Here is a 26,847-nt window from a genome sequence, read left to right as displayed (position 1 = left end):
CCAAAATGTTGATTATAATATATAATTGTATCATCTATTTATGATGGAGTATGAATCATGTTAAGAAGAAAAATTTTTACACAGCTTAGATCATGGGCAGAAAATAAAGAAAAAAAATGCCTTATACTCCAGGGCGCCAGGCAAACCGGAAAAACTTATGCCATAGAACGGTTTGCAGAGTCACATTACGGAGAAATCGTTGAAATCAATTTCAAAGAAACACCGTCTGCGTCAGATATATTTTCCGGAGACCTTACAGTGGATAATATGGTCATGGCCTTGCGTTTCCGGTTCCCGGATAAAAAAATAGATCCGGAAAAGACCCTGATCTTCCTTGATGAGATACAGGAGTGCCAGGAAGCCATCACTTCCTTAAAGTTCTGGGCTACAGATAACAGATATGATGTGATCGCATCCGGTTCCCTTTTAGGGATCGATTATAAAAGGGCATCTTCCTATCCGGTAGGATATGTTGATTATCTCAACATGTACGGCCTGGATTTTGAGGAATTCCTTTGGGGTATCGGTATCTCTGACGATATGATAAAAACGCTCCGTGGATATATTGATTCAAAGAAACCGGTTCCTGATCCGATCCATAAAAAAATGATGGAATATTACAGACTGTATATCGCAACCGGAGGAATGCCGGAGGCGGTCCAGAAATATTTTGACACCAGGGATTTCAGAGATGTAGACCGTGTTCAGAGAAACCTGCTCCAGGGCTATCAGTATGATATCGCCCATTATGCGACGGCGGAAGAAAAGGTCAAGGCCGAGAAATGCTATCTGACTCTGTCAAAACAGCTGCTTGATAAAGAAAACCACAAATTCCAGTACAAAGAGATCGAGCATGGAGCCAGGGCACAAAAATATTATTCGAGTATCGAATGGCTGCTCAGGGCTGATATTATCCACTTATGCAGGATCGTGACTGATGTGAGATATGATCTTGCCGATTATGCCCGGGATGATTTCTTCAGGGCATATACAACGGATCTGTCCCTGCTCATTGCCATGAAGGATTTCTCTCTGAAACAGCATATCGTAGAGAATACCCTTGACGGGAATACGAAGGGCGGGATATATGAGTGTGCCATAGCTGATGCGCTGCATAAAAAGGGATACCCTTTATACTTCTACAAAAATGAAACCACTAAGAAGGAGCTGGATTTCATCATCCAGGTCGATGGGAAGGTTGTGCCCATAGAGGTGAAGAGCGGAAAAGAAAGGGCGACCTCACTGATATCAGCAATGAAGAAGAACCGGAACATATCCTATGCATATAAATTTATTGATGGGAATATCGGTGTAAGCGAAGACGGGATCATCACCCTGCCGCTCTATATGGCTACATTCATATGATGAAAAGATGTCTGTTTATTTCGAGGACACCTCATCGTGTATTGTATATATAGAAATAAGAGTGCGGAAGTTAACATAAAAGTTACTTAGTGTGTGCTCAACAATCAAAAAACCTTGATTTTACTGACTTTTTTGCCTGTAAATGAGATAATTAATGCAAGGAATTACATTAAATTGTCTCAAAAACCTTGCACTTTTCACGGAGAATACCATGTATAAGAAAAATCAAAATCATCAGTTCAGTCTCCAGGATTTCAATCAGCCCATGGGTCTAAAACTTGATCCAGAGAATAAATGGATTAAAAAAGCTGCTATGATTCCCTGGGATGAAATAGAAACTGTGTATGCAGATTTATTTCCATCCGATTGCGGAATGCCGGCAAAGCCATTACGTATGGCACTTGGTGCTCTCCTGATTCAAAAAAAGTTTGGATTTTCTGACAGGGAACTCGTTGAACAAATCCAGGAGAATCCATATTATCAGTATTTTATTGGATTGCCTGGATTCCAATTAGAAAAACCATTTGTACCTTCTTTGATGGTTGAATTTCGTAAAAGAATTACCGACGAAAAGCTCGCAGAGATTAATGAATTAATCATTGATTACAACGAAAATGATCATCCATCAGATGGTAATTCTGAAAACAAAGGTACAATGATAATTGATGCAACGTGTGCTCCGCAGAACATTGCATTTCCACAGGACATAAACTTGTTAAATGAAGCAAGAGAAAACCTTGAAGCAATTATTTCATCTGTCTGTTACGAGCATAATGGATTAGGAATACGAGTGGATGTAAATCAATTGTCTGAAGCGTTTCAGAATTATTTTTTTAATAATTATATTGCACGATTGCAAAATCGAGATTTAAAAACAAGGAAGGCATTTATAAATAAAATGAAATTTGTATGTAGAGAATAGAAGCTATTTGTTAATAGGTTTCGGTGAGTAACCGTCGATGCCACTAAGCTGGAGCATCAACTAAGTTGATTAAAAAAGATATCATAGGCTTATCATATATAGAAGAGACGGAACGATTTGCTTGAAAAGAAAAAAGATTATATCGGAACAAATTATAATTGTATTGGCGCTATTGAGGAGGTACTTCTCATATTTTCGGCTTGTACTGCCACGTATCCGGAATTTATAATTCCTTCAACCATTTTAAGGTTTATAATTTCTTTGGTAGCAGCGATACATCTCGTTCTATTTATATCTGATCTTATCCGAAAGCCTAAATATACTAAAGAGGATTTAGTAAGAGATATAGAGGATTTAAACATGACAGAAAGAAATAGCTCCATAATCGCTATTCAAAATAAAAAACACCCAACAAAGTATTTATTGTATTCAGACCATGGTTGGGGCTTGAAATTGTTTCCGAATTTTACAACTGTTAAAGATGACATGAATAATATCAAGCGTAGGTTATCTGAGGAATTTGAAATTGATACCGACAACATTCATGTGGACCACAAAACCGCTCAACATGAGATTAAGTTTTCTACAGAGCATAATGAGGAACGATCATACAATTATACTCTTTATACAGCACAGATTGATGGGCTCGGACATGAGGATGAGGATTCGTTTGTTGTGGCCGGTAAAAATTATTATTGGATGACCATTTCGGAGATGTTAGAAGATCAAACCCTTAAGAAACATAATGAATTTGTTATAGCTATGGTCAGAGATAATGCGTAATTAGGCTTTATGGTGTAATTCGAATTATCTGAAAGATTTACTCGCTAATGAAAATATTGAGAAACCACGGATTCGTGCCGAAAATTTTGATTTTGTCATGAATCCGTGAAATTTACAAACACAAGTTGGATTGAAATGTGATAAATTGGCTTTAAGGTTATTATGATAAGGCATTAGCAATATGCAAATATGAAATATATAAATTATGGTGAATAGTTATGAGAGAAAGCGGAGTGATAGTAAATGGCCAAACCTAAGAAACGACCACATTATGATCCGGATAAGATTATGAAGAGTCTATTGGATGCAGTATCTGAATCCTATGAGGAAACCGGAGAGCTGAAACAGACGGCAGCTGAATTTGATATGTCACCTTTGAAGATTCGAAAGCTGCTGATCACATCCGGAGCATATAGCAATGAAATATCAAAAGTAGTAAACGATCTGCGTGTCGGCGGGAAGAGTATAGCGGAGATTCAGGCGCTTACGGGCCTTAAAAAATCATCTGTAAACGGATATCTGCCGTATACGAAGTCGATATATAAGGCGGAAGAATTGTCGATGAATGCAGAGCGAATTAATGTATATCGTAGAAGGCAGCAGGCGGTAAGGAATCTGATGGAGCGTATGAACGAATATGCTCTTTGGAATGCGGTTGTGGCATTTCAAAGGTATCCTTTCCGTACAATGACAGGACTGCCTTTTACCTATGAGTTAAAGAAAGACCGGGATGGGGATTACAATAGGGAGCTGATTATAGACAGAAAAGGAGAGAGTGAGACGATGGATTGGGGTTCTGTGGTGAAGGCGTTTGAAAAAGCAGTTGAATTACAGGGAGAACCCATTTCCCGCCCCAAGGTCTTGGGCGACATCAGGGGTGTGTCGTATATTTACCCCATGCTGTATAGGTTTGGGGTTATAGAGGTGGCGGAGGAAGATGCGTGGAAGATGGAGGTTAAGAGGCCGTTGAGAAAGAATCATTAGATGTATTTCGGTCGCTATAAATGACAGGAAATTCATAAACAAAGATTGAAACATTTGACTGAGTCAGATATAATTAAATTACCTGATGGGTAATTTACAAAAGAGGAGGTCCACCATGTGGAACTGATTTATGTTAGTGATAAGGTCCGACAACAGTGTAATAATTTAAAGGATGCCAAAAAATTATTCGGAGGGGATGCGAAGCTGGCAATAAGTCTTTTGTCAAGAATAAACGCTCTTGAGGCAGCGGAGTGTATTAAAGATATTATTGTTCAGTCACAGTTTCATTTCCATGATTTACATAATAAAGGCAACAGCAGGCTTGAAGGATATTTTGCCATAGATGTTAAAACAAGAAAGGAACCATGGCGAATTATATTACGACCACTGAATAGTGATAAAGAACCGTATGAAAAGTGCAATATAGATGAAATTGCCGATGCCGTTGAGATTGTTGAAATAAAGGAAGTGAGTAAACACTATGAGTGATTATATAGAGTATGATAATAAGGTTGCATTCCATCCGGGATACTATATTAAAGAAATAATAGCTGAAAGTGGATTAACACAAGAGGATTTTGCGAAAAGGCTGGACACTACTCCTAAGAATTTAAGCATTCTGATAAGAGGCGAGCAGAGTTTGTCTAAGGATATCGCTATGAAGCTGTCCAGATTGTTGGGAACTTCGATTGGGTATTGGCTCAATCTGCAAAAAACATATGATACTTTGGTGGCAGAATTTGCTTCCGATCAGGAATTGGAAGAAGAACGGAAAATCTTTGATTTATTTGAATACAATAAGTGTTTCAGAGATAAGTATGGTCTGGAAGATTGTCCAAGAGATAAAAATGCTCAGATTAAGAATTTAAGGGAATTCTTAAATGTATCTACCTTAAGAGCTTTTACAAAGGTAGATATGGCGGCAAGTTTTCGTAGTGCCTCAAATAATTTGAGTGAAGCAAATATAGTAAAAGCTAATGCTATGGTGCAGATCGCGACAAACAGAGCGCTGAAGGTCGATGCTCCGAAATATGATAAAAAGAAGTTTGAAGTAGCAGTGGATTATGCGCTTACTTTAACGAATGATCATGATACTTTTTATGAAAAAATAAATGGAGCTTTTCGTGATGCGGGAGTCATATTGGAAATTCTTCCCAATATTTCAGGATCAAATACTAACGGTGCAACTAAAAAAATTGGAAACAACATTGTCCTTATGGTGAACGATAGGAGGCTTTATTCTGATACTTTTTGGTTTACGCTGTTTCATGAGATTGGGCATATCATGAATGGGGATTACGGCATTTCATTTGATGAGGAAAAAGGTGAAATGGAGAATAAGGCTGATAGATATGCTCAAGATAAGCTGATTGATCCGGATAGATACCATGAGTTTATCCTTGCCAAACGATTTGATGCGGCTTCTATTAAAGCTTTTGCTCGAAGCATTAACAGAGATCCGGGAATTGTCCTTGGACGGCTCCAGAATGATAGGCTTGTTGGCTACACGGACAGGTTGTTGAATTCATTGAAGCATAAGTATAAGGTGAGTTACGATTAATTACTATAAGCTGCCAGGTAAGACAAAGAGCTTTTTTGAGAGGGGAAGAAAAAGGTGATGGATGCAATAGCGGGAATAACAATTGAAAAAGCTGGAGAATTAGTTCTTGATTATGCAATTAAGAAAATCTCTGAATATAAAGAAAAAAAGATTGGGAAAAACTATTCGTTAATACAAATGAGTTTTTATTAAAACACGTTGATAGGGGGGATGCAATTCTTGAAGAGATTGCATCATACTTGTCGAGCAAAGAAATTGAACAAATAGCATCAAATCTTACTCAAGAAAGTAAATATAATTTGTTAGATAATCTTCATGGAGAATTATCTAGCTTAATGATGAAATATGGGATTCCAAGAAATGAAGCAAATTATTATATTGCTGGTTTTATTAGAGTTATTATTACGGAGTTGGAGAAGATTATGATGGTACATCATGGACAGAAATGATGTGTTCAAGAAAACCCATGTTGGTAAAAAATGGTGCAGCAAACAAGCAGATCACAAAGTTCTGCTTAATGAAGATGGTTTTCAAGAGTCAATGTACAACACAGAACTATCTGTAGTTGAACCGAATGGCGCCGATGCCGAAAATGAGGAATGTTTTTTGATGGGTTCATGTAATGATAGATTTGGTGTAGCACGCTCGTCAGGTTTTTGACCGGGCTGAATGACCACATCGAGAAACGCTTTTGGGCGCACTGCATGTCACCATTAAATTTTTATAAAAAATAACATGAGATTGAAAAACTGTGACCGGAATAAAACGGCCACAGTTTTTATGTTATAATCAAAAGTGATGAATAATTGTTGACAGGGTTCATGTGGAGGGATATTTGAACGATGAAAAAGTTTAATACAACAGCGGTATGTATACCATCAAAGCATTATATGGTAGATCTCTCCGAGAGGGTGAGGGAAATAAAAAGGCTTGTAGATGATGGTAAGTATTTTACAATCAACCGGGCGAGACAATATGGGAAAACGACAACTATAAAAGCTCTGACGGAATATCTGAAACTAGACTATGACGTGCTTAGCCTTGATTTTCAGAAGATAAGTGCTGCAAGCTTTAGGACTGAAGAAAAATTTGTACAGGCTTTTTGCCGTCAGATAATGGCACGCGGAAAGAGTCTTCCAATTCCCGGAGCATTAAAAGCGGAATTACAAGAATATATTTCCAGAAAAGAGAATAAAGCGGTGCTTGATGAGTTATTCTCTTCTCTGACAGAGTGGTGCGAAGGATCCGAAAAGCCTGTGGTGTTGATTATAGATGAAGTGGATACAGCAACCAACAATCAGGTATTTCTTGATTTTCTTGCACAGTTAAGAGCGGATTATCTGGAACGGGAAGATGATCCGGAAAAGAAAACATTTCAATCAGTCATTCTTGCCGGAGTGACGGATGTGAAACACATAAGATCAAAGATTAGACCGGAGGATGAACATAAGGAAAATAGTCCGTGGAATATAGCAGCCGATTTTACGATAGATATGAGTTTGTCTGAAAACGGTATAAAGGGGATGCTTGATGAGTATGAAGCAGACCATCATACCGGGATGGATACAGCGGTCATGGCCAAAAGTATCAGAGACTATACAAATGGTTATCCTTTTCTTGTGAGCAGAATTTGTCAACTGCTGGATGAAGAGGTCAGCAAAACAATGAGCCTGTCTGACGCGTGGACAGAGAGTGGCATAGATGAAGCTGTCAAGCTTCTTCTTGCAGAAAATAATACACTATTTCAGACACTGACCAAGAACCTGAATAACTATCCGTATCTGAAAGCTTCTATCAGAGGCATACTGATGGAGGGAACCAGGCTTACATGGAATCCGGATCAGGAAGATATCGTGCAGATGCAGATGTATGGCCTGATCCGGAATGACCATAACACAGTGAGAATTGCTAATCGAATATTTGAAACAAGGCTATATAACCTTTTCCTTTCAGATGAGGAACTAAAAAGAAATGTTTTCTCTCGAGAGGGTGAACTTGCAAAGAATCAGTTCATCACAGAGGGTAGACTTAACATGCGCCTGATATTGGAAAAGTTCATTAAGACGTACACTGAAATATGCGGACCTTTGGTGGAGCGCTTCAAAGAGAAAGATGGCAGAGAACAGTTTCTGTTATATCTGAAACCGATTATAAATGGAACCGGAAACTACTATATCGAAGCACAGACCAGAGACCAGACAAGAACAGATGTGATCGTCGATTACCTGGGGAAGCAGTACATCATAGAACTTAAGATATGGCGCGGGGAAAGGTATAATGCAGAAGGTGAAAAGCAGATCAGTGAATATCTGGATTATTGGAATCTGAATACCGGCTATATGCTTAGTTTTAATTTTAACAAAAATAAAGAACAGGGAGTAAAGAGGGTAGAGATCGGAGATAAAGTTCTGTTTGAAGGAACGGTATGATGGCGCAGCAGGCAGTGGTGGACAGACAGGTGAATTGAGTTTATGGTGCCTGACCCCAATGTGGAGAGGTGATTACATGCTAAGAGTATGGTTTGGAGATACCGTCCTTAGAGGAGAGAGCGGCAGAGGCAAGACAACACTTTTCGATATGATACGAGAATATAACAGGTACGGGAAGGAAAGCGGTGTAAGTATTTCGTGCGATAGAGAGCTTTTGGCTATTGAAGGTGATCGGTGGGAAGAAAATATTCAAAGTAATCCCGGAAAAATCATAGTTATAGATGAGGATAGCAAATGATTATACATCCGATACCTCCTTTGTACGATGAAAACTCGAAAGTGCTTATTCTCGGCAGCTTTCCCTCAGTTAAATCACGAGAGGCACAGTTTTTTTACGGGCATCCACAAAACAGATTTTGGAAGGTCATGGCCGCTGTTTTTCATGAAAGAGTACCTGATACAGTTTCTGAAAAACGTGATTTTCTTTTGAGGAATCATGTTGCTCTGTGGGATGTTATTCATTCCTGTGAGATTGTAGGCTCATCGGATTCAAGTATAAAGAATGTTGTGCCAAATGATCTTAGTATCATACTTGATGCAGCACATATTGAAAGAGTGTTTGTGAACGGGAAGACTGCAGAAAAGTATTATAAAAAATATATTGAAAAGTCCCTTGGAATCAAGGCCTTCTGCCTTCCTTCCACAAGTCCGGCCAACGCGGCATGGAATCTTGACAGGCTGATCGAAGCATGGAAAGTGATACATGAAATCTAACAGGATTATATCTTGTGGTGGCCGGATCATGAGTGATGTCCGTTGTATTAAGAATACGGGGAATAGGAATAGGTGCGATGAATTTTTCTGATAAGTGATTGATAATTTAAAATACAGTTAATAGAAATATGTGATAATCAGTTTGGGAGCTGTTAGTAAGATGGTATGAAAGGCAGTAGTCATTAAACAATAGGCTTTACAAAATGGAGGATTACATATGATTAAAAATCAATGGTATGCAGTTCTTTCATCACATCAACTCAGGAAGGGAAAGATTCTAGGCGTCAGGAGATTCGGTGAGGATATAGTTTTTTTCAGGACAGAGAGTGGAGAGATAGGCTGTCTTAACAGTAGGTGTGCTCACAGGAAAGCCTCTCTTGAAAAAGGCCGGATCAGTAATGAACATATCAAGTGTCCGTTTCACGGCATAGAATATGATATCAATGGTAAATGTGTGTATGTTCCGGCTGAAGGAAGAGCTTCGGTTTATGACCATTCAAGATTTCATATGAGACATTATCATACAAGGGAGATAGGTGGTATCATCTTTGTATGGTATGGTGAGGGAGAACCTGATAAAGATCCGGATGTATTTGATGTGATTAAGGATTCATCCTACAGCTATGATCATATGGAGGACTTTTGGTCTGTTGACTACTCGAGGGTCATAGAGAATCAGCTTGATGTTTCACATCTTGCATTTGTTCATCGTGATACCATTGGACGTGGAAATAAAACACTGTGTAACGGACCGAAGGTGGTATGGATTGACAGAAACACACTTGAGACCAGTGCCGACAATGAAGTTGATGTGGGACAGACTCCTAAATCTTCTGAAGAGAGCGTGCTAAAAAGTACAAATCTGACATTTAAGTTTCCCAATATGTGGCTTAATCATGTCACCGATAAGCTGATGATACTTGCGTTTTTTATACCGGTTGACGATGAACATGCAATTATCGCATTGAGATTCTACAACAGATTTACGGGAATTAAGGCTATAGACAGGGTGATAGCCATATTAGGAAGTATTGCCAACAGAATCATTGAACGGCAGGATAAACGGATCGTAGAGACTGAGCTTCCGAAGAAAACCGGAATGTTCATAGGAGAATGTCTTTTGGCGTCGGATCTGCCCATACTTGAATACAGAAGGAGAAGGGCTGAACTTCAGAAGGAAAGTACAGTGAAGGATGATGCTTATGCATCGGCTTCTTCTGATGATAAATCAAATGTTGGAGCCGGAACTTTTGATCATGAGTTATTGAGGAAATTGAGTTTTCGTAAAGGAGATGTGACTATGTCTGAAAACAACATTGTAACTGATGGCAATGAACCTGGCAGAAAAGCTGAGATGAATACCAAGGCGATGTACAGGCTTTCCTACGGCCTTTTTGTATGTACGGTCAAAGATGGCAAAAAGACCAATGGCTGTATCATCAATACTGCGATTCAGGTGGCATCTTCGCCTAACCGGATTTCAATTGCGGTAAACAAGGCAAATTACACCCATGACATGCTGAAAGAAACAGGTCGCTGCAATGTTTCTGTCATAAGTACAGAAGCGGAGTTCGAGCTTTTCAAGCACTTCGGTTTTCAATCCGGAAGAGACGTTGATAAGTTTGACGAGAGCTTCAATGCGAAGGATTACAGGATTGCGGAAAATGATATTCCTTATATAACAAAGGGAACCAATGCTTACTTCTCATTGGAAGTGAAAGAATCCGTGGATCTGGGCTCCCATACCTTGTTTATATGTGAACCGGTCATGATGGAGGTGCTGTCGGATGCTGCTTCCTGCACCTATGAGTATTATCAGAAGAATATCAAACCAAAGCCCCAGCCTGTTGGAAAAACAGCAACAGGGAAGACTGTATGGAGATGTACCATCTGCGGATACGAATGGGAAGGGGAAGAGCTGCCGGATGATTTCATTTGTCCGATATGTAAGCATCCTAAAGCGGATTTTGAAAAGATAATAGGATGATGTAGGTTTCATAAGTGCCAAATCTCGTTCATGTACGATGATCTCTGCGTAGTAGTCTGTAGATTCGTCTAACATGTGCCAAATCTCGCGCTTGTACGATGATTTGACAGTGACATCACAGTGAAAATCAATAGTAAGTCCGGATATCATTAAGTATAAAAGGAGGGAGTACGATGTGTACAGCGGTATCATATAAGACGAAGAATCATTATTTTGGAAGAAATCTGGATCTTGAGTTTTCCTATCATGAGACAGTGACGGTGACACCACGGAAAAAGCAGTTTTCTTTTCGTCATATGGGTGAAATCAGAGAGCATCCCGCGATGATCGGCATGGCTTATGTTGTGAATGATTATCCGTTGTATTACGAGGCTTCCAATGAATATGGTGTAAGTGTCGCAGGGCTGAATTTCCCGGAAAATGCACATTATAACAGTACGGTGGAGGGAAAGGATAATGTTGCTTCATTTGAGCTTGTTCCATGGATTCTGTCTAAGTGTAAAACAGTTGGAGATGCGAGAGAGCTGTTATGTAAGATCAATATAACTTCGGATGCCTTCAGCGAAAAGCTTCCGCCATCACCTTTACATTGGATGATTGCGGATTCGAAAGAGTGCATCGTATTTGAGCAGACGGTATCCGGTGGGCATATATACGATAACCCGACGGGAGTGATGACGAACAATCCGACATTTGATTATCAGCTTACCCATCTTTCGGATTATATGAGTTGCTCTGCTTCTGGACCTGAAAATCATTTTGCAGGTGATCTTGATATGAGACAGTACAGCCGTGGCATGGGTGGCATAGGCATCCCCGGAGATTTGTGTTCTACCTCAAGATTCGTTAAGGCTGCGTTTACAAGGCTTAATTCATATACAACAGATGATGAGTCTGCAAGTGTTTCACAGTTCTTTAAGATCCTTGGCTCGGTTGAACAGCAAAAGGGCTGCTGCCGGATTGGAAAGAATGCTGATGGTTCACCGGTTTGCGAATATACCATTTACAGTTCATGCTGCAATACCGATAAGGGTATATATTACTATACGACTTATGAGAACAGTCAGATCACTGCTGTGGATATGTATCATGAGGATTTGGGAGGCGATCATGAAGTGATATACGAGCTTGTCAAAGGGCAGCAGATAAGGTGGGAGAATTAGTCGTAGTTGTAGTCCCCGGATTGACAGGATCACTAGTACAGCGTTTATTATATTCCTGGCACATAAAAAACCATAGAAGACGCTTTGATACTTCATTTGAGCAGTGTGCTATGTGCCGGTTACTTATTATTACTAGAATATAGCAAAATGCGGGACAGTTTATGAGCTGTCCCGCATTTAAGGTTTTTAATAGTTCTCTTCGTGAACTTCAAAGAAGCTCTGAGGATGATCGCATACAGGACAGACATCGGGAGCCTTCGTGCCAACTACTATATGTCCGCAGTTACGGCATTCCCATACCTTGACCTCACTCTTTTCGAATACCTGCTTTGTCTGAACATTCTTGAGAAGTGCACGGTATCTTTCTTCGTGGTGTTTTTCTATCTCGGCAACGCCACGGAACTTTTCAGCAAGTTCATGGAAGCCTTCCTCATCGGCAGTTTTGGCGAAACCGGCATACATATCGGTCCATTCGTAGTTCTCGCCATTGGCAGCAGTTTCGAGATTCTCTGCCGTGTCACCGATGCCGTAAAGTTCCTTATACCAGAGTTTTGCATGTTCCTTTTCATTTTCGGCAGTCTTCAGGAATAATGCTGCAATCTGCTCAAAGCCCTCCTTCTTAGCCTTGGATGCAAAATAGGTATACTTGTTTCTTGCTTCGGATTCTCCGGCAAAAGCGATTTCAAGATTCTTTGCAGTCTGGGTTCCCTCATATGGATTTGGCTTCATAGTAACACCTTCTTTCTTTGCTAATGTTAACGCTTCAATCTCCTAAAATACATTTGATGTGAATATATTGACATCAATATAATTATACATTAATTAGAAGTGTAAACAAATGAATTTGGAATATATGAGTAAGTCAACTGATTAAATCTTTATAAAGTAATCAGGCAGGGGATACTCTTTTCATGTTGCTTTATTACGTTTTAACGCATACAATGTGTAATTATGATAAGAAAAGAGAAAGTTAAGAATAGTATTAAATCTATATATACATTTATAAGCTTAAGCATAGCATTCCTTTCGGCAGCTGCTATGTGGTATTGGAATGTATCTCCTGGATGGAGCAAAGGTTTCTTCGGTATCAGAACTCTCTGTACGGTAGGAACCTTATTTGCTGTCGTATATTTCTTTTTTGCCAGAATGTATGACGCTCACAAGATTGGTCTCTACAGACTTCAGGAACTCGCATTTTCGCAGATGCTTGCTTACGGAATAGGTGACTCTTTCCTGTTCGTTGCTGCTTTCTTCTGGTTTCATAATTTCAGCCGTATAAGACTGAGTTTTTTCCTTTTGGGGTTTTTGCTGCAGTTTGGATCCATACTTATAACTATTTTTATCTTTAACAGGCTTTATGCAAGATTCGATGAGCCTAGAAAGATTCTGATAGTTTACGGGTCGGATGACTATAGACGTCTTCTCAGAAAGATGGGAGAGAAGAGAAACAGATATGATATAGTAGGGATCTTTGAGGATTCTGTGGACATAAGGCGGATATATGATGCATTGTCAATGTGTAAGGATGTCTATCTTTGCGATGTTAAAAGTCAGATAAAGGAGAGGATACTTCTCTTCTGTGATGCGCATCATATGGATGTTCATATTTCTGCAGATATAGTTGATCTTTTGACATTTAACAATGAAGTATCACATACTTTCGATACTCCGTTTCTTAGAAATAAAAAGATGCCTGAAGCTTGGTACTATGGAGGAGTAAAGAGAGCGGGGGATATCATCATTTCCCTTTCAGCTATACTTTTGCTGTCCCCTCTTTTTGTGATTACAAGTCTGCTTATAAAGTTATATGATGGAGGACCTGTCTTCTATACACAGAAAAGGCTTACCAAAGACGGTCGGTGCTTTGATATTTATAAGTTCAGAAGCATGAAGGTGGATTCTGAAAAGGGCGGAGCGAGACTTGCCAGTGTTAATGATGACAGAATCACACCGGTGGGAAAAGTCATCAGAAAACTCAGGATTGATGAGCTTCCACAGCTTTTCAATATACTAAAGAATGATATGTCTGTTGTTGGACCGAGACCTGAACGTCCGGAGATAGCAAAGCAGTATGAGAGGGAGATACCCGAGTTTGGGCTGCGACTAAAGGTTAAGGCCGGACTTACCGGGTATGCACAGGTATACGGAAAATACAATACAACACCTCTCGATAAGCTGAAGCTTGACCTCATATACATTTCTCAAAGATCAGTGTTGTTTGATCTCAGGATTCTGTTCTATACGGTAAAAATCATATTTATACCTGAAAGCACAGAGGGAGTGGCGGAAGATCAGGTGACGGCGCTTGAGAGCAGTGAAGGTATGTAAAATCAACAGGATATTATTAACTGGCTACATATTTTTGATATACATAAGGGATTTGTATTCACATAAGTCAGATAGTACGGCTGAAATAGTCGTTAATAGATGAGGAGAAAGAATGAATATAGTATTATTATCCGGCGGTTCAGGCAAGCGTCTGTGGCCGCTGTCAAATGACATCAGAAGCAAACAGTTTATCAAGATCTTCAGACAGGACGATGGAAGCTATGAATCCATGGTTCAGAAGATGTATCGTCAGATCAAGAAGATAGATAAGGATGCAACTGTTACTATAGCAACCAGCAAGACACAGGTTTCATCTATACACAATCAGTTAAATGAAGAAGTGGGGATTTCTGTGGAGCCATGCAGAAGGGATACGTTCCCGGCCATAGCATTGTCAGCGGAGTATCTGAAGGATGTTATGCATGTGGGACTTGATGAGGCGGTTGTGGTTTGTCCTGTTGATCCCTATGTAAATGATGACTACTTTGAAGCTTTATATGTGCTTTCTGCACAGGCGGATAAGGGAGAGGCAAACCTTGTACTTATGGGTATTGAGCCGACTTATCCTTCGGAGAAATACGGTTACATCATTCCTGATGATGGAGCAGCGACAAGTTTCGTAAAGTCATTTAAAGAAAAACCGACTGAGGATGTGGCCAAAGAGTATATCAAAGAGGGCGCACTCTGGAACGGTGGAGTGTTTGCATTTAAGCTTGGCTATCTGATTGAGAAGGCACATGAACTTTTTGATTATACCGATTATGAAGACATGTTTGACAGATACGAGACCATGCCGAAGATATCCTTTGATTATGCTGTAGTTGAAAAGGAACCGAGGATTCAGGTACAGAGATTCAATGGAGAGTGGAAGGATCTCGGAACATGGAATACCCTTACAGAGGCTATGTCTGAGAAGGTCATAGGCAAGGGGGTAATGAATGATAAGTGTGAGAATGTCCATATCGTGAATGAGATGGATGTACCTATACTTGCCATGGGACTTAAGGATGTGGTCATTTCTGCATCCCCTGAGGGAATTCTGGTATCAGATAAGGAGCAGAGTTCACAGATCAAGTCTTATGTTGATGAGTTCCATCAGCAGATTATGTTTGCCGAGAAGAGCTGGGGCGACTACAAAGTTATAGATGTTGAATCGAATTCTATGACTGTCAAGGCAACACTGAATCCCGGACAGGCTATGAACTATCACAGTCATAATAACCGTGATGAAGTGTGGGTTGTTATCAGCGGAAAGGGAAAAACCATAGTTGACGGTATGGAGCAGAATGTCAAGGCCGGTGATGTGATAACCATGTCGGCAGGATGTCGGCATACTGTTATCGCAGAAACAGAGTTAAAGCTTATAGAGGTTCAGCTTGGAGAAGCTATAAATGCAGAAGACAAGCAGAAATTTGAACTGGAACTGTGATAAAAGGAGCGGGGCCTAAGCTTTAGGCCTCGCTTTAAGTATTTTATGGACTAATGAAAGGAATAAACATGAGCAGTGAGTTTAATAAACCGTTTTTACTGAGTCCTTCGGCGAAGGATTATCTGTGGGGCGGGCAGAGACTTAACACTGAGTTTGAAAAACATATTGAGTTAAATCCTTTGGCTGAGACATGGGAGTGTTCAACGCATCCTGACGGACCAAGTTTTGTTGCAAGCGGAGAGAATATAGGGGAAAGTCTTGTAGATGTCATTAAGAAACATCCTGAATATCTGGGAGAAAGACATAAAGGAAAATCTGAGCTACCCATACTGATTAAATTTATAGATGCTAAAAAGGATTTGTCTGTACAGGTTCATCCTGATGATGAGTATGCTAAAGAGTATGAAAACGGACAGCTTGGGAAGACGGAGATGTGGTATGTGCTGGATGCCTCAAAGGATGCAAAGCTTGTATATGGTCTTAGGAAGAGATGCAGAGAGGCAGAAGTAAGGAAGGCTATCGCAGAAGGTAAGCTTGGAAAATATTTACAAACTGTATCTGTAAAAAAAGATGACTTATTTTTTATCGAATCCGGAACGATACATGCTATAGGGGCGGGATGTCTGATCGCTGAGATTCAGGAGAACTCCAATCTTACTTACAGACTTTATGACTATGACCGTATAGGTAAGGATGGAAAGAAAAGAGAACTTCATGTGGATAAGGCACTGGCAGTGGCAAATCTAAACAGTTCTCTGGAACCCAAACAGCCCCTTCGTGTTTTGAAATATAAGCCGGGAGTGGCCTGTGAACTTTTGTCACGCTGTAAGTATTTTGAAGTGTACCGAATGCTTGTCAATACTGAGAGAAGGCAGATAGTTACTTATAGAGCCGATGAAGTCAGCTTCAGAGTTCTGTTATGTGTGTCCGGTTGCGGAAGCATTAGTTTTGGCGATGAAACACTTAAGTTTTATAAGGGAGATTGCATATTTGTACCGGCTGATTCGGAAACTATCACCATTCACGGACAGGCGCAGTTTTTGGATGTGAGAGGGTGAACTTTTTGACTATTCTAAGAATTATCTTTCTTATCAAGTTATACTTCTTAGGAAAACGGACGATAGAACTGTATGTCTAAAGGCATTAGTGCGGGTAGAGCATATAGTTGCCTTATGTTTTCGGTCAACCTAAGGAGGTACAGAAAATGAAATTCTACAAAATTGATGATCAGATCGTGATTTCAGACAAGAGCTTATCAGTGGGTGAAGAGCTGGTTGCCAATACAACCGATGCTGCTCAGGAAAAACATGTTCCGGTCATCAGTCAGAAAGACAATACGGTTACAGTTTGTGTGGGGTCAGTTGAGCATCCGATGCTTCCTGAACATTTTATCGGCTGGGTTCTTCTTGAAACAGAGTGCGGTTTCCAGATTCATTATCTTAAGCCCGGTATGAAGCCGGAAGCTGTTTTTGAAGTAAATGAGAAGGTTGTTGCAGCTTATGAATATTGCAATCTCCATGGACTTTGGAAGGCTGAGGTATAGTGGGTAAAGAACAGATATTATGCCGGGTGTATGAGTCGTTTATATCTGTGACTGTATATCAGAGATAAATGATGAAATTATTAATTTATAGATGAAGAGTGTAGAAGGCAGGTGCGATGGCATCTGCCTTTTTTAAGATATTGGTGGATTTTTGCATAGGTCATGTGTTAATCTATATAAGCAAAAAATATAAGGAGCGTTGTGTGTAATGGTAAATGATGATGAGATGGAGATTGATCTTATCCAGCTTTTTCTTTTATGCCTGAGAAAGTGGAAGACGATCATCATAACAGCAGTGGTTGTTGCGATCATTTTGGCCGGTGCCAAGGGCGGAAGGGATGCATTGGCATTAAGGTCTGCTACAGTAGAGTCTGATGAGGATTCGATAGAGCTTCAGCTTGAGCAGTATGAGAGAACCAAAGCTGCCTATGAAGATAAGATCAAGCGCCTGAATGATGCATTTGAAGATAACATCGTATATGAAAAGGAATCTATTCTTCTTAATCTTGAAAAGGATAACTACTTTTCGACTTTTGATACCTATTTTGTTGATACCGGATATCAGGTTTTGACTGACAGGTCATCTCAAAACAGAGATTATACAGGAGATGTTGTTAATGCCTATGCATCATATCTGAAGAGCAGCGACTGCATCAGACATATAAGATCAAAACTTTCCAAGGATATTGCAGCCAAGTATCTTGCAGAGCTTATCAATGTTAATGTGTCCGGCAGTTTCATTACAGTTGAAGTTGTGGGAGATACAAAGGACAGGGTAGATGAGATATCAAAGGCGATAAATGAGGCTATCTATATTTATAAGGCTGAGATAGACGATAAGGTCTGTGAACACGCTATTGAGCTTATGGAGCATGCTAAAGCTGCTGATGCTACCGGTACAGATGTTTCCGGTGTTCTGGATGCAGAAGGCAAACAGATTTATTTAAACAACAGCAGTATCAGTTATGTAGAGAATGCAAAGTCAAACTTTGATAATGAACAGAGTTCACTTACAGATCAGATTTCTTCAATGTATGACAGACTTAAAAATCTTTCTGAGCCTACAGAAAACGGAAATGACAAGTCATTTAAGGATGTATTGAAATCATGCATTAAATTTGGAATCATCGGTATTGTACTTGGTGCATTTATGGCTGCCTTTATCATCGTTATGAAGGCGATTTTTGAGGATCATATCAACACTGCGTCTGAAGTTAAGGATATGTTTGGTGTATCTGTTCTCGGAGATTACAAGGAGAAGACAGGAACCGGAAAGTTCTCAGATATGTTGTATAAGCTGTCCTACGGTGATGCCATGTCAGATAAGGATTACTTCAAGAAGTACCTTGCTGCCAATGTAAGTGCATGTATGGATACTCTCAAGGATTCTGATGTGGGTGAGATTTCACTTATCGGACGCATAAAGGCAGATGATATGAAAGAAATCGTTGATTCGGTTAATGCAATAAGAGGAACCGGTGATCTTAAATTTGCAGGAGATATATTCTCTGATGCTGAAGCAGTAAACATCGTTAGAGAGAGAAAACTTGTTCTCGTTGTGGCTGACAGACTTACTTCAAAGAAGAAACTTAAAGAACAGCTTGTAAAGCTTGATGGTCTCGGAAAGACTGTTATCGGAGTTGCACTGTTTAACTGATTAGCTTTTTTGAATGGTGTCATGGTGTAAGTCAACTGTACTTGCTTATGCAGGTTAAGGATGAAACTGATAATCTATGTCTGGAATGAAAAGCAAAAAGGATTGTCCGCTTTGAACGCGGAACAATCCTTTTTTGTTACGTAAAATGTCCGTTATTGAATCTGATTACTCTTCATCGTCATCGCTATCGTCTTCGTAGCCGTCTCGCTCAATGACACTATTCTGCTTAGGGCCTGAAAGATTATCATTGCTTGTATCTGTTACAGGAGAGTAGTTCTTGGATGATGAGCTGCTGGGGATATTGGCTCCGGGACCCTCATCATCATAACTTGTGCTGTCAACATCGGGCTCTGTATAGTCTTTGGACTTGCTGCTTTCGGATGTGGAACTTGAAGATGATGATCCACCGGTTACAATTTTGCTGCTTACTATCTGTGAGCTTGGTACAGTTCCTGAAGAAGACTTCGAACTGGAACTGGAGCTTGATTTAGAGCTGGAGCTGCTTGAAGATTTACTGGTGGTCTTGCTTGTGCTCTTACTGCTTGTACTTGTATTTTTTTTCTTCTTGGGACTTGAGTAACGGTTTGCAACCAGCTGTGTACCATCTTTGCTGTATACGAAGTCATCGCTGTCTGTATTTGATGAATCGTTATCTGCTGTTCCATTCTGGTTGATCGGAACTATTGCAGTTGGTACCACAGAGGCATTGTTCATAAACGGTTTGTATACAGGCATGTAGTTTTCGTACCAGGATCCGTCCGGTCCGACCAGATACCCGTCCGGAGTCACGGTGTTGGTGTAAAGATATCCGTTTTCATCAAATGCATAACACTGATATATTCCGTCTCCGTCATTATCAATCCACTCCCAGGAGTATGTGGGATATGTGCCGTCGCTATGAACATACCAGTATCCTACATTATTGGCCATCCATTGTCCTGCCATGCTGGTCATGGAAAAAGTTGCACAGAAAAATGTGCCGGCAAAAAGAGATACGATGTTATTTTTGATATTTTTGCTTAAAACAGTCTTTTTCATTTTCATCACCACTCTATATATAACCCTCTATAGTATACATCGGACTTTTACGATTAAATATAACAGGGGGAGCATTTGCTCTATATTGATATGATGCAGCGCATTTCACACGGACATATGTGTTGTGTGCAGCATCTGTGAATGGAAAAAGCTTTAATACTCACATCCTGATATTGATCGTCGATTTTTCCGCATAATCACATCATATCATGGAGATATGATTCATTATGTGAATATTTATTTACGAAATGGTACGAAATGTTGACCCTCCGGTCAATCAAAATGTGCTATGATGATAAGGTCATCTGTTTATTGGCTGCTTGTGCTTTTATGAAGCGGCTATAAACATTTATGATACATGGGAGGAATTTATGTCAAAATATGATTATCTTGTAGTTGGAACCGGTCTTTACGGCGCGGTATTTGCGCAGGAGGCAGCCAGAGCCGGAAAGAGCGTTCTTGTTATAGATCGAAGACCAAATATTGCCGGCAATGTTTATACAGAAGATATAGAGAAGATTCACGTACATAAGTATGGAGCTCATATTTTCCATACCAATGATGAAAAGGTTTGGAACTATGTACAGAGATTTGCAACCTTCAACAGATTCACCAATTCACCTGTTGCCAATTTTCATGGAGAGCTTTATTCTCTTCCGTTTAATATGTACACATTCAATAAGATGTGGGGTGTGGTGACACCTGAGGAGGCTGCTGAAAAGATCGAAGAGCAGCGTCGTGAAGCAGGCATTACCGAGCCCAAGAACCTCGAGGAGCAGGCCATCTCCCTGGTGGGTACAGACATTTACGAGAAGCTCATCAAGGGCTACACCGAGAAGCAGTGGGGCCGCCCCTGCAAGGAACTTCCGGCATTTATCATTAAGAGACTTCCGGTGAGACTTACATTTGACAACAATTATTTTAATGCTCTCTATCAGGGCATTCCTGTTGGAGGATATACGAAGCTGGTTTCCAATATGCTTGAGTGTGCCGCTGTGCAGACAGGAGAGAATTTCGGGCAGGGCGCAGTACAGGTTGAGATGACAAATAAACCTGCTGAGTCCGGAACTGTGACAGGTTCAATTGAAGTTCATGTTGGCGTTGATTTCTTTGATGAGAAAGGTGCGCCCAGAAAAGATCTCATGGAACTTGCGGACAAGGTTATATATACAGGTCCTATTGATGCATACTTTGGCTATAAGCTTGGTTACCTCGAGTACAGATCTGTGAGATTCGAGACGGAGGTTCTTGACAAGCCGAATTTCCAGGGTAATGCTGCTGTAAACTACACAGACCGTGAGACTCCATGGACCAGAATCATTGAACACAAGTGGTTTGAATTCGGAAAGGATGATGAAGGCAACGATATTCCTAAAACTGTCATCTCACGTGAGTTCTCGAGCGAGTGGAAGCCTGGAGATGAGCCATACTATCCTGTAAATGATGACAGGAACGGCAGACTTTATGAGGAATATAAGAAGCTTGCAGATGCAGAAAGCGGCGTTATATTCGGAGGACGTCTTGGTGAGTATAAGTATTATGACATGGATAAGGTCATAGCTTCGGCTCTTGATATGAGTGAAAAGGAACTTGCCTGATTGATTTAAGTTCTTGTGGATTATAAAGATTAGCAGCAGACCATCAAAAGGACTGTTATGCATATTTGAGAATAAAATCGAGGGGCTTTATTCTTGTGGTGATGTCAATAATGGCATCGGATGTGAACTGTGAGAATAATATGAGTATAATACATTCCTATATGCCATTGAGGATGACAGTTTTTTCTGCCGCTATGGCCTGTACCGTATGTGCTTGTGGGAGCGGAAAAGTAACTCCGGAGATACCTGCTTCCACGGCAGTTTCAATTGAGACCATGTCAGAAGGTGAATTACAGTCAAAGGATGGCTCAAGAACGGTTGAGGTTTTTACAGGAAAAACGGAAGAAACAAATATTTATGAAACGGGCAATTCTGTCGATACGTCTGATGTAGCTGTTGGCGCCGTTATGACTGCTGATACAGGAGCGAAATCGTCAGATGATCCTAAAGACGGCAGAGTGGCCGGAGAGTCTGCCAAAGATTCTTCAGATATAGAAGAACCGGATAAAACAGAATCAGAATCCGAAGACGGTAAAACACCGGAAGAAGATTCTGCGGTGGAGTATCATAATGTGACTCCGGACTCCTCTGATATGACAGACTTCGAGACAGATTACGGAAAGGTTTTTATTACTCATGAAAACGGAGACATTATCAATCTGAGTCAGGAGATAAGCGAAGAAAGATATCATGATTCCGGGCAGAGCTTTGCTTATCATTCGCCTTGCGGTATCAGAGCGTTGGTACCCGGCTATTATAACTATTATCAGTCTGATGAAACCGGGTATGACAGGTTTTATATATTCAGTGATTCATCCTATCCCCAGATTTCCTTTGTTTCTTTTAATGAGGGAGTCGGTGAGGAGTTTACTGATAAAAACTATAAAAAATATCAGGATGATATACTTGATGCCTGGGAACTTGAGTTAAAGGATTCTTTTTCTGAAGAAAGCAGGACAAGTTTCACCATAGGAAAGTTCAAACTAAGGGAGGCTGTGATAAGAGGAAAACTTGACGGTAAACCGGCTACCGCCTGCCTTGAACTTTTGTGGAATAAGGAATCGGGAGCTATACTTGGCATCAGATATTTTCAGAATGATTTTGACAGCAGATCATATATGGATGATTTTGTCACCATGATCACTGACCACATGGAGTCGTAGGGAATACGGTTCATATATGGTTTATGCCATCTGATCCGGTGCGGTTCTGGTCATTATGAAAATCTAAAGATATCATAAAATAAATACAAAAAACTTTAATAATTTCAGAACTGAAAAAGTCATACACTTAAGAAAGAAAGATGCTATAGTATGACTACACAAAGGTTATTGGAAATACAAAACCTATTTTTTATGGAGAGAGAAAATGAAGAAAATGAACTTAATCAGAAAAATAGTAGCAGTTGGTACAGTAGCAGCACTCAGCCTTTCTATGGCAGCTGCATCATTTGCAGGATCTTTCGAAACAGACTCAACAGGCATCTGGTACAAGAACGACGACGGATCTTTTCCAAAGGGTGTATGGCAGTGGATTGATGCAGACGGTGATGGAAAGTTCCAGTGCTATGCATTTGATGAGAATGGTTATGTATATTCCAACACTACAACTCCTGATGGTTATTCAACAGCAGCAGACGGATCATGGATTAAGGATGGCGTAGCAGTTGTTAGAACTGTTGCAGACAATCTTTCTACCAGTGAGATTGTTAAGAATGTCAAGGCAGTTATCAATCACCTTAATGGCGTTGAGAACACATCTGAAAGTACTTCAGAGACTACTTCAACCGGTGCATCAACACAGGATGTTACTTTGACAGTTGGCCAGATTACGGTTTCCAATGTTACAGCCGGTGATATCGTTACAAAGAAGCATACAGTAAAGAGACCTGCTGCCGCTGCAGGAACAGAGGCTGAGGAGACAGGCCCAAACATGAATAAAACAAGCTTTGATACAAATGGTCCAAGTGTACCTGCAGATGCAGAGACTACAACTGTTGCACCTACTCTTGTCGGTGTATTAGATCAGGGTCTCACACTTAGCCCTAACGGAACATATGATTCAGCTTTGGATTGATTAAGGCAGAAGAGTAAATTTGAGAGATATTTTCATGACTCCTTGCGAGAGCAGGGAGTCATTTTTAGGTCGTGGGCTGTCTGAAAAAGCAGTTTTGAGTTCAAAATGGTAATGACTAAAAAGCGGGTAGATATTTCTGCGGCATTTGGTATGATGACGTGAAGGGAAATATTTGTGCGACCGAAAAAGTATACGATAATTACGAGGAAGAATTATGGAAGATAAGAGTGTAAAGTCAGAAATCAAAACGGATATAAAGATATATTACGGTGCGGCAGTTGCGCTGCTTCTTGTATCATGCATCAGCCTGATGCTTATCATAAATAATGTTTTTGGCAGTTCATCAGATGCATCAGGTCTTTCGTCATCCGGCGTAAAGACAGAGAATACTGCAGGAGTTTCAGAGACAGAGGAAGAACTGAAGATCTCACATGCAGGTCTTGCCGGAAACGATTCATCAAGTGATAAGTCAGAAGAAGTGAGCCCTGCTCTTAGAAATATTAAATAATGAATGCTGTTACCCGAATCGGTCACGCAGATGAAAAGTGAGATACAGGAAAGTGAAAAGAAGCAATGGATGGTGGGCACATCTCATTGCTTCTTTCTGTATGAATAGGAGTCGAATCATTTTTTTAATTGTTGAGTAAAGTATAGCGTAGTAACCATCACAAAAGTGTCACACATTGCAAAAAACTATGAATATCAATTTTGGACATTAATTTCAACCGGGCAAATAGAAATATAACTGGATATTTAAAGTGCACTATGTTAAAATTTCTGCTTGTGAGATTTGTTTTACGCTTTAAGAGGCGGAAGACGTAATGCTATATTGATTCTACGGAGGAATTTTTTGATGAGTACAATAGGTTGGGTTGTATATTTGGTTGCAATCGTTGCGATGTTCTATTTTGTTGGTATCAGACCTTCTCAGAAAGAGCGTCAGAGACAGCAGGAGCTTCTTGCATCTGTTGCAGTAGGTGATACAGTACTTACAACTTCAGGCTTTTACGGCGTTATCATTGATATCACAGATGATACTGTTATCGTAGAGTTCGGCAACAACAAGAACTGCCGCATTCCTATGCAGAAGACAGCCATCGCTCAGCTTGAGAAGGCTGCAAACGGTTCACCAAAAGCAGAAGATAAGAAGTGATAATATTTGATTTTTTAAACCTGTCGCATTGCGGCAGGTTTTTGTTTTGCGGAAATTTTTTATGGTGAAGTGTATTGGATAATATCTGGCACAATTTCCGTTTTGCTCACATTGTTAAGACGGAAATTCGTAATAAATCCTTAATTTGAAGTTGATTGTTATCATACGTAAAATAGCGTATCTTATACATATAAGATGTAGATAACAGGTTTGATCAGGTTTTTTTATCAGAACCTGAGGTGAGATATCAGCCCCTCGCGATGCGAAATTTCAATGGGCTGATATTCCCGGGTAGAGGCAAGGCTTATGAATCTAAAGACATTAAGGGAGCTGAAAGGGATCAGTCGAAAGGATCTTGCTTTGGCAACAGGTATTTCCTTTCGTTCCATACAGGACTATGAGCAGGGGCATAAGGAGCTGAGCTCAGCTAAAGCCGATACTATACTTAAGATGTCCAAAGCGCTGGACTGTACTATGGAGGATCTGATATCCGATGTTGATCTGAGTTCACTTAAACCAAGTGAGCTGGAGGAAATGGTGTCCGGTGAGAATGTTCGTTCCCATGTGGCAAAGGCGACAGTGGAAGCGTGTACAGATGCGGATATGACATTGGCAGAAGAAAAGGGAAAAGATCGTGAAACAGTTCAGGAAGTCGACTGTCTTTCTTCTTATGTCCTCATGCACAAGGATGACAAGGTGGCCGCCCTTGTGTTCGAACCTGTAAGCGGAGCTATAGTGACGGTTACTGAGGTGTATTCCCATACACTTCTTCCTATAGGAACAGACGGCCCGGACGTACTGCTGAAAGCATGGTGGCACAGAAGAGCAGTTCCTGTCACGCAGGGAGCCATGTCTAAGATTCTGGACAAAGCCGGTTTTATGACGCCACAGGCATACCTTCTTAAAAGCATGGGTTTGTCTCTAACGGATGATTACTGGGTTAAGCCTCAGGATTCTAAGGAAACCTGGGCTCAGGTGAACCTTTTCGATAATGAATTTGATGATGTTATAGGTGCGAGCCATTTTGCGGGCCTTGAGAATGAGATGGACATCGATAATTCTGATGTGAGATTTCCCAGCGCATCTGTCGGAGGTAATGTTCCTAAATCATGGGTTTGCATGGAGGGAAGAAGGTATCTTGTCAAAGGTACGGAAAAGGGCAATACCCAACAGATTTTCAACGAAGTTGTAGGCTCTTATATTCACAGAAAACAGGGCAAGTTCGAATTTGTTGACTATCAGTTCTATACTATAGATTATGGCCATGGAAAGCAGCTGGGTGTAAGTGCTGAAGCATTTACGAATGCAAATCTTGAATTTATTCCCGCATCGGAGCTTATAAGAGCGCATAGAATCAAACACAGTGGAGCTTCTGATTATGATCTGTTTGTGGACGCGGCCTCGAAAGGCGGTCTCGATCGTGATGAGGTTGTCAGATTCCTGGATTATCAGATACTGACAGATTTTGTTATTACCAATACTGATAGAAACTATGAGAATTTCGGAGTTCTGAGAGATGCCGGTACTTTGGAGTTTGTGAAGCTTGCTCCTATATTTGATTCAGGAAATTCTATGTTCTACGATCTCAATATGAATCATGGAACACTCGAACTTAATAACATTACTGTGAACAGCTTTGCAGATAATGAAGCCGGTCTTATAAGGCTGGTGAAAGATCCTTCAATTGTTGATCTTGATAAGCTGATGACAGATGAAGAACTCGGTCAGGTGTTGGCAAGTTCTAACCGGACTCCTGAAGAGATACGTGTTCTTGTGAAGATATATGACAGAAAAAAGGATATGCTTTTTAAATTGAAGCGTGGTGATATGAGCTGGCTTAAGAAAGCATGAGTTGTTGTTATATTAAAAAGCATTATAACTGCAATTTATACAGAAAGATTGAGAATTTTAAAACCTCTTTTTCTCCAGGCGCTGAGGCCTGACGTTTCTCCTAAAAGACTTCAGCGCCTATTGAAAATTCTGCCCCGGGGAGGAGTCGGCTGACACCGGCTTCTGTTCCGGGGCTTTTTTGAATTATGCCGGCATGTGTTGACGGT

25 protein-coding genes and 2 pseudogenes are annotated in these 26,847 nt (G+C 40.4%); 25 read left to right on the top strand and 2 right to left on the bottom strand.

The genetic code is table 11. The features are described from left to right. Positions 1 to 57 precede the first annotated feature (57 nt). The 14 genes and pseudogenes from BM294_RS04775 (at position 58) to bsh (ending at position 11,968) form a co-directional block, all read left to right on the top strand. Positions 58 to 1,365 (top strand): ATP-binding protein, encoded by a 1,308-nt coding sequence (locus BM294_RS04775; protein ID WP_091205365.1) that lies wholly within the window; start codon positions 58 to 60, stop codon positions 1,363 to 1,365. A 211-nt stretch (positions 1,366 to 1,576) separates the two neighbouring features. Then, a pseudogene (locus BM294_RS04770) lies at positions 1,577 to 2,284 on the top strand (transposase); the annotation flags it as partial. Between the two features lie 120 nt (positions 2,285 to 2,404). Then, entirely contained in the window at positions 2,405 to 3,070 is a 666-nt protein-coding gene (locus tag BM294_RS04765) for a hypothetical protein (RefSeq protein ID WP_091205364.1), read from the top strand. A 243-nt stretch (positions 3,071 to 3,313) separates the two neighbouring features. After that, positions 3,314 to 4,054: a hypothetical protein gene (locus tag BM294_RS04760; RefSeq protein ID WP_091205363.1), complete on the top strand. Its 741-nt coding sequence runs from the start codon at positions 3,314 to 3,316 to the stop codon at positions 4,052 to 4,054. 117 nt (positions 4,055 to 4,171) lie between these two features. Then, entirely contained in the window at positions 4,172 to 4,543 is a 372-nt protein-coding gene (locus BM294_RS04755) for a hypothetical protein (RefSeq protein WP_091205362.1), read from the top strand. Next, entirely contained in the window at positions 4,536 to 5,615 is a 1,080-nt protein-coding gene (locus tag BM294_RS04750; RefSeq protein WP_091205361.1) for a HigA family addiction module antitoxin, read from the top strand. The genes BM294_RS04755 and BM294_RS04750 overlap by 8 nt, the downstream gene beginning before the upstream one ends. A gap of 57 nt (positions 5,616 to 5,672) precedes the next feature. Further along, positions 5,673 to 5,807, top strand: a complete 135-nt coding sequence (locus tag BM294_RS16430) for a hypothetical protein (protein WP_255407181.1) — start codon at positions 5,673 to 5,675, stop codon at positions 5,805 to 5,807. Positions 5,808 to 6,050: 243 nt separating this feature from the next. After that, positions 6,051 to 6,275, top strand: a complete 225-nt coding sequence (locus BM294_RS04740) for a hypothetical protein (protein ID WP_091205359.1) — start codon at positions 6,051 to 6,053, stop codon at positions 6,273 to 6,275. Between the two features lie 182 nt (positions 6,276 to 6,457). Next, entirely contained in the window at positions 6,458 to 8,044 is a 1,587-nt protein-coding gene (locus BM294_RS04735) for an AAA-like domain-containing protein (protein ID WP_091205358.1), read from the top strand. Beyond that, entirely contained in the window at positions 8,028 to 8,342 is a 315-nt protein-coding gene (locus tag BM294_RS04730; protein WP_091205357.1) for a hypothetical protein, read from the top strand. The genes BM294_RS04735 and BM294_RS04730 overlap by 17 nt, the downstream gene beginning before the upstream one ends. Next, positions 8,339 to 8,818: a DNA-deoxyinosine glycosylase gene (locus BM294_RS04725; protein ID WP_091205356.1), complete on the top strand. Its 480-nt coding sequence runs from the start codon at positions 8,339 to 8,341 to the stop codon at positions 8,816 to 8,818. Before BM294_RS04730 ends, BM294_RS04725 begins: the two co-directional genes overlap by 4 nt. Before the next feature lie 217 nt (positions 8,819 to 9,035). Beyond that, positions 9,036 to 9,983: pseudogene (locus BM294_RS16680) on the top strand (Rieske 2Fe-2S domain-containing protein); the annotation flags it as partial. 189 nt (positions 9,984 to 10,172) lie between these two features. Then, positions 10,173 to 10,805 (top strand): flavin reductase family protein, encoded by a 633-nt coding sequence (locus BM294_RS16675; protein WP_091205385.1) that lies wholly within the window; start codon positions 10,173 to 10,175, stop codon positions 10,803 to 10,805. Between the two features lie 173 nt (positions 10,806 to 10,978). Further along, positions 10,979 to 11,968, top strand: coding sequence for a choloylglycine hydrolase (bsh, locus tag BM294_RS04710; RefSeq protein ID WP_091205355.1), 990 nt, complete (start codon positions 10,979 to 10,981; stop codon positions 11,966 to 11,968). Between the two features lie 186 nt (positions 11,969 to 12,154). Here bsh and rbr read toward each other — a convergent pair whose 3' ends face one another. Beyond that, on the bottom strand, positions 12,155 to 12,697 hold the full coding sequence (gene rbr / locus BM294_RS04705; RefSeq protein ID WP_091205354.1) for a rubrerythrin: 543 nt from the start codon (positions 12,695 to 12,697) through the stop codon (positions 12,155 to 12,157). A gap of 222 nt (positions 12,698 to 12,919) precedes the next feature. Between rbr and BM294_RS04700 the strand changes: the two genes are divergently transcribed. The 5 genes from BM294_RS04700 (at position 12,920) to BM294_RS04680 (ending at position 18,925) form a co-directional block, all read left to right on the top strand. Beyond that, positions 12,920 to 14,296, top strand: coding sequence for a sugar transferase (locus BM294_RS04700; RefSeq protein ID WP_091205353.1), 1,377 nt, complete (start codon positions 12,920 to 12,922; stop codon positions 14,294 to 14,296). Positions 14,297 to 14,408: 112 nt separating this feature from the next. Then, positions 14,409 to 15,725, top strand: coding sequence for a sugar phosphate nucleotidyltransferase (locus BM294_RS04695; protein ID WP_091205352.1), 1,317 nt, complete (start codon positions 14,409 to 14,411; stop codon positions 15,723 to 15,725). Between the two features lie 68 nt (positions 15,726 to 15,793). Beyond that, positions 15,794 to 16,783: a type I phosphomannose isomerase catalytic subunit gene (locus BM294_RS04690; RefSeq protein ID WP_091205351.1), complete on the top strand. Its 990-nt coding sequence runs from the start codon at positions 15,794 to 15,796 to the stop codon at positions 16,781 to 16,783. Positions 16,784 to 16,929: 146 nt separating this feature from the next. Next, positions 16,930 to 17,268, top strand: coding sequence for a desulfoferrodoxin family protein (locus tag BM294_RS04685; RefSeq protein ID WP_091205350.1), 339 nt, complete (start codon positions 16,930 to 16,932; stop codon positions 17,266 to 17,268). A 208-nt stretch (positions 17,269 to 17,476) separates the two neighbouring features. After that, positions 17,477 to 18,925, top strand: coding sequence for a hypothetical protein (locus tag BM294_RS04680; protein WP_091205349.1), 1,449 nt, complete (start codon positions 17,477 to 17,479; stop codon positions 18,923 to 18,925). A gap of 165 nt (positions 18,926 to 19,090) precedes the next feature. Here the strand turns inward: BM294_RS04680 and BM294_RS04675 are convergent, their stop codons facing one another. Continuing rightward, complete coding sequence (locus BM294_RS04675; protein WP_091205348.1) at positions 19,091 to 19,963, bottom strand: hypothetical protein; 873 nt, start codon at positions 19,961 to 19,963, stop codon at positions 19,091 to 19,093. Positions 19,964 to 20,334: 371 nt separating this feature from the next. Here BM294_RS04675 and BM294_RS04670 point away from each other — a divergent pair, with 371 nt between their 5' ends. The 6 genes from BM294_RS04670 to BM294_RS04645 all read left to right on the top strand — a co-directional run bounded on the left by BM294_RS04670 (position 20,335) and on the right by BM294_RS04645 (position 26,641). Next, the gene (locus BM294_RS04670; protein ID WP_091205347.1) at positions 20,335 to 21,561 is read left to right on the top strand and encodes a UDP-galactopyranose/dTDP-fucopyranose mutase family protein; all 1,227 of its coding nucleotides are present in this window, start codon (positions 20,335 to 20,337) and stop codon (positions 21,559 to 21,561) included. Between the two features lie 140 nt (positions 21,562 to 21,701). Next, positions 21,702 to 22,724, top strand: a complete 1,023-nt coding sequence (locus BM294_RS04665; RefSeq protein ID WP_139225849.1) for a prolipoprotein diacylglyceryl transferase — start codon at positions 21,702 to 21,704, stop codon at positions 22,722 to 22,724. 205 nt (positions 22,725 to 22,929) lie between these two features. Then, a complete protein-coding gene (locus BM294_RS04660) occupies positions 22,930 to 23,637 on the top strand; it encodes a hypothetical protein (RefSeq protein ID WP_091205345.1) in 708 nt (235 codons plus the stop codon). 214 nt (positions 23,638 to 23,851) lie between these two features. After that, positions 23,852 to 24,145, top strand: a complete 294-nt coding sequence (locus BM294_RS04655) for a hypothetical protein (RefSeq protein ID WP_091205343.1) — start codon at positions 23,852 to 23,854, stop codon at positions 24,143 to 24,145. Positions 24,146 to 24,490: 345 nt separating this feature from the next. Continuing rightward, complete coding sequence (yajC, locus tag BM294_RS04650) at positions 24,491 to 24,790, top strand: preprotein translocase subunit YajC (RefSeq protein ID WP_091205341.1); 300 nt, start codon at positions 24,491 to 24,493, stop codon at positions 24,788 to 24,790. A 306-nt stretch (positions 24,791 to 25,096) separates the two neighbouring features. Beyond that, positions 25,097 to 26,641 carry an XRE family transcriptional regulator gene (locus BM294_RS04645; protein ID WP_091205339.1) on the top strand — a complete coding sequence of 515 codons (1,545 nt, stop codon included), beginning with the start codon at positions 25,097 to 25,099 and terminating at the stop codon, positions 26,639 to 26,641. Positions 26,642 to 26,847: the final 206 nt, after the last annotated feature.

The organism is Oribacterium sp. WCC10, assembly GCF_900113415.1.
Classification (GTDB): domain Bacteria; phylum Bacillota; class Clostridia; order Lachnospirales; family Lachnospiraceae; genus Oribacterium.
This window is presented reverse-complemented; position numbering and strand designations above follow the sequence as displayed.

Coding starts and splice junctions, on each gene's coding strand:
- BM294_RS04645 (WP_091205339.1), top strand. CDS start 25,097: ATGAATCTAAAGACATTAAGGGAGCTGAAAGGGATCAGTCGAAAGGAT.
- BM294_RS04665 (WP_139225849.1), top strand. CDS start 21,702: ATGAGTATAATACATTCCTATATGCCATTGAGGATGACAGTTTTTTCT.
- BM294_RS04685 (WP_091205350.1), top strand. CDS start 16,930: ATGAAATTCTACAAAATTGATGATCAGATCGTGATTTCAGACAAGAGC.
- BM294_RS04660 (WP_091205345.1), top strand. CDS start 22,930: ATGAAGAAAATGAACTTAATCAGAAAAATAGTAGCAGTTGGTACAGTA.
- BM294_RS04675 (WP_091205348.1), bottom strand. CDS start 19,963: ATGAAAAAGACTGTTTTAAGCAAAAATATCAAAAATAACATCGTATCT.
- BM294_RS04655 (WP_091205343.1), top strand. CDS start 23,852: ATGGAAGATAAGAGTGTAAAGTCAGAAATCAAAACGGATATAAAGATA.
- BM294_RS04740 (WP_091205359.1), top strand. CDS start 6,051: ATGGACAGAAATGATGTGTTCAAGAAAACCCATGTTGGTAAAAAATGG.
- BM294_RS04750 (WP_091205361.1), top strand. CDS start 4,536: ATGAGTGATTATATAGAGTATGATAATAAGGTTGCATTCCATCCGGGA.
- bsh (WP_091205355.1), top strand. CDS start 10,979: ATGTGTACAGCGGTATCATATAAGACGAAGAATCATTATTTTGGAAGA.
- BM294_RS04735 (WP_091205358.1), top strand. CDS start 6,458: ATGAAAAAGTTTAATACAACAGCGGTATGTATACCATCAAAGCATTAT.
- BM294_RS16675 (WP_091205385.1), top strand. CDS start 10,173: ATGAATACCAAGGCGATGTACAGGCTTTCCTACGGCCTTTTTGTATGT.
- BM294_RS04775 (WP_091205365.1), top strand. CDS start 58: ATGTTAAGAAGAAAAATTTTTACACAGCTTAGATCATGGGCAGAAAAT.
- BM294_RS04695 (WP_091205352.1), top strand. CDS start 14,409: ATGAATATAGTATTATTATCCGGCGGTTCAGGCAAGCGTCTGTGGCCG.
- yajC (WP_091205341.1), top strand. CDS start 24,491: ATGAGTACAATAGGTTGGGTTGTATATTTGGTTGCAATCGTTGCGATG.
- BM294_RS16430 (WP_255407181.1), top strand. CDS start 5,673: ATGGATGCAATAGCGGGAATAACAATTGAAAAAGCTGGAGAATTAGTT.
- BM294_RS04680 (WP_091205349.1), top strand. CDS start 17,477: ATGGTAAATGATGATGAGATGGAGATTGATCTTATCCAGCTTTTTCTT.
- BM294_RS04690 (WP_091205351.1), top strand. CDS start 15,794: ATGAGCAGTGAGTTTAATAAACCGTTTTTACTGAGTCCTTCGGCGAAG.
- BM294_RS04725 (WP_091205356.1), top strand. CDS start 8,339: ATGATTATACATCCGATACCTCCTTTGTACGATGAAAACTCGAAAGTG.
- BM294_RS04670 (WP_091205347.1), top strand. CDS start 20,335: ATGTCAAAATATGATTATCTTGTAGTTGGAACCGGTCTTTACGGCGCG.
- BM294_RS04760 (WP_091205363.1), top strand. CDS start 3,314: ATGGCCAAACCTAAGAAACGACCACATTATGATCCGGATAAGATTATG.
- rbr (WP_091205354.1), bottom strand. CDS start 12,697: ATGAAGCCAAATCCATATGAGGGAACCCAGACTGCAAAGAATCTTGAA.
- BM294_RS04700 (WP_091205353.1), top strand. CDS start 12,920: ATGATAAGAAAAGAGAAAGTTAAGAATAGTATTAAATCTATATATACA.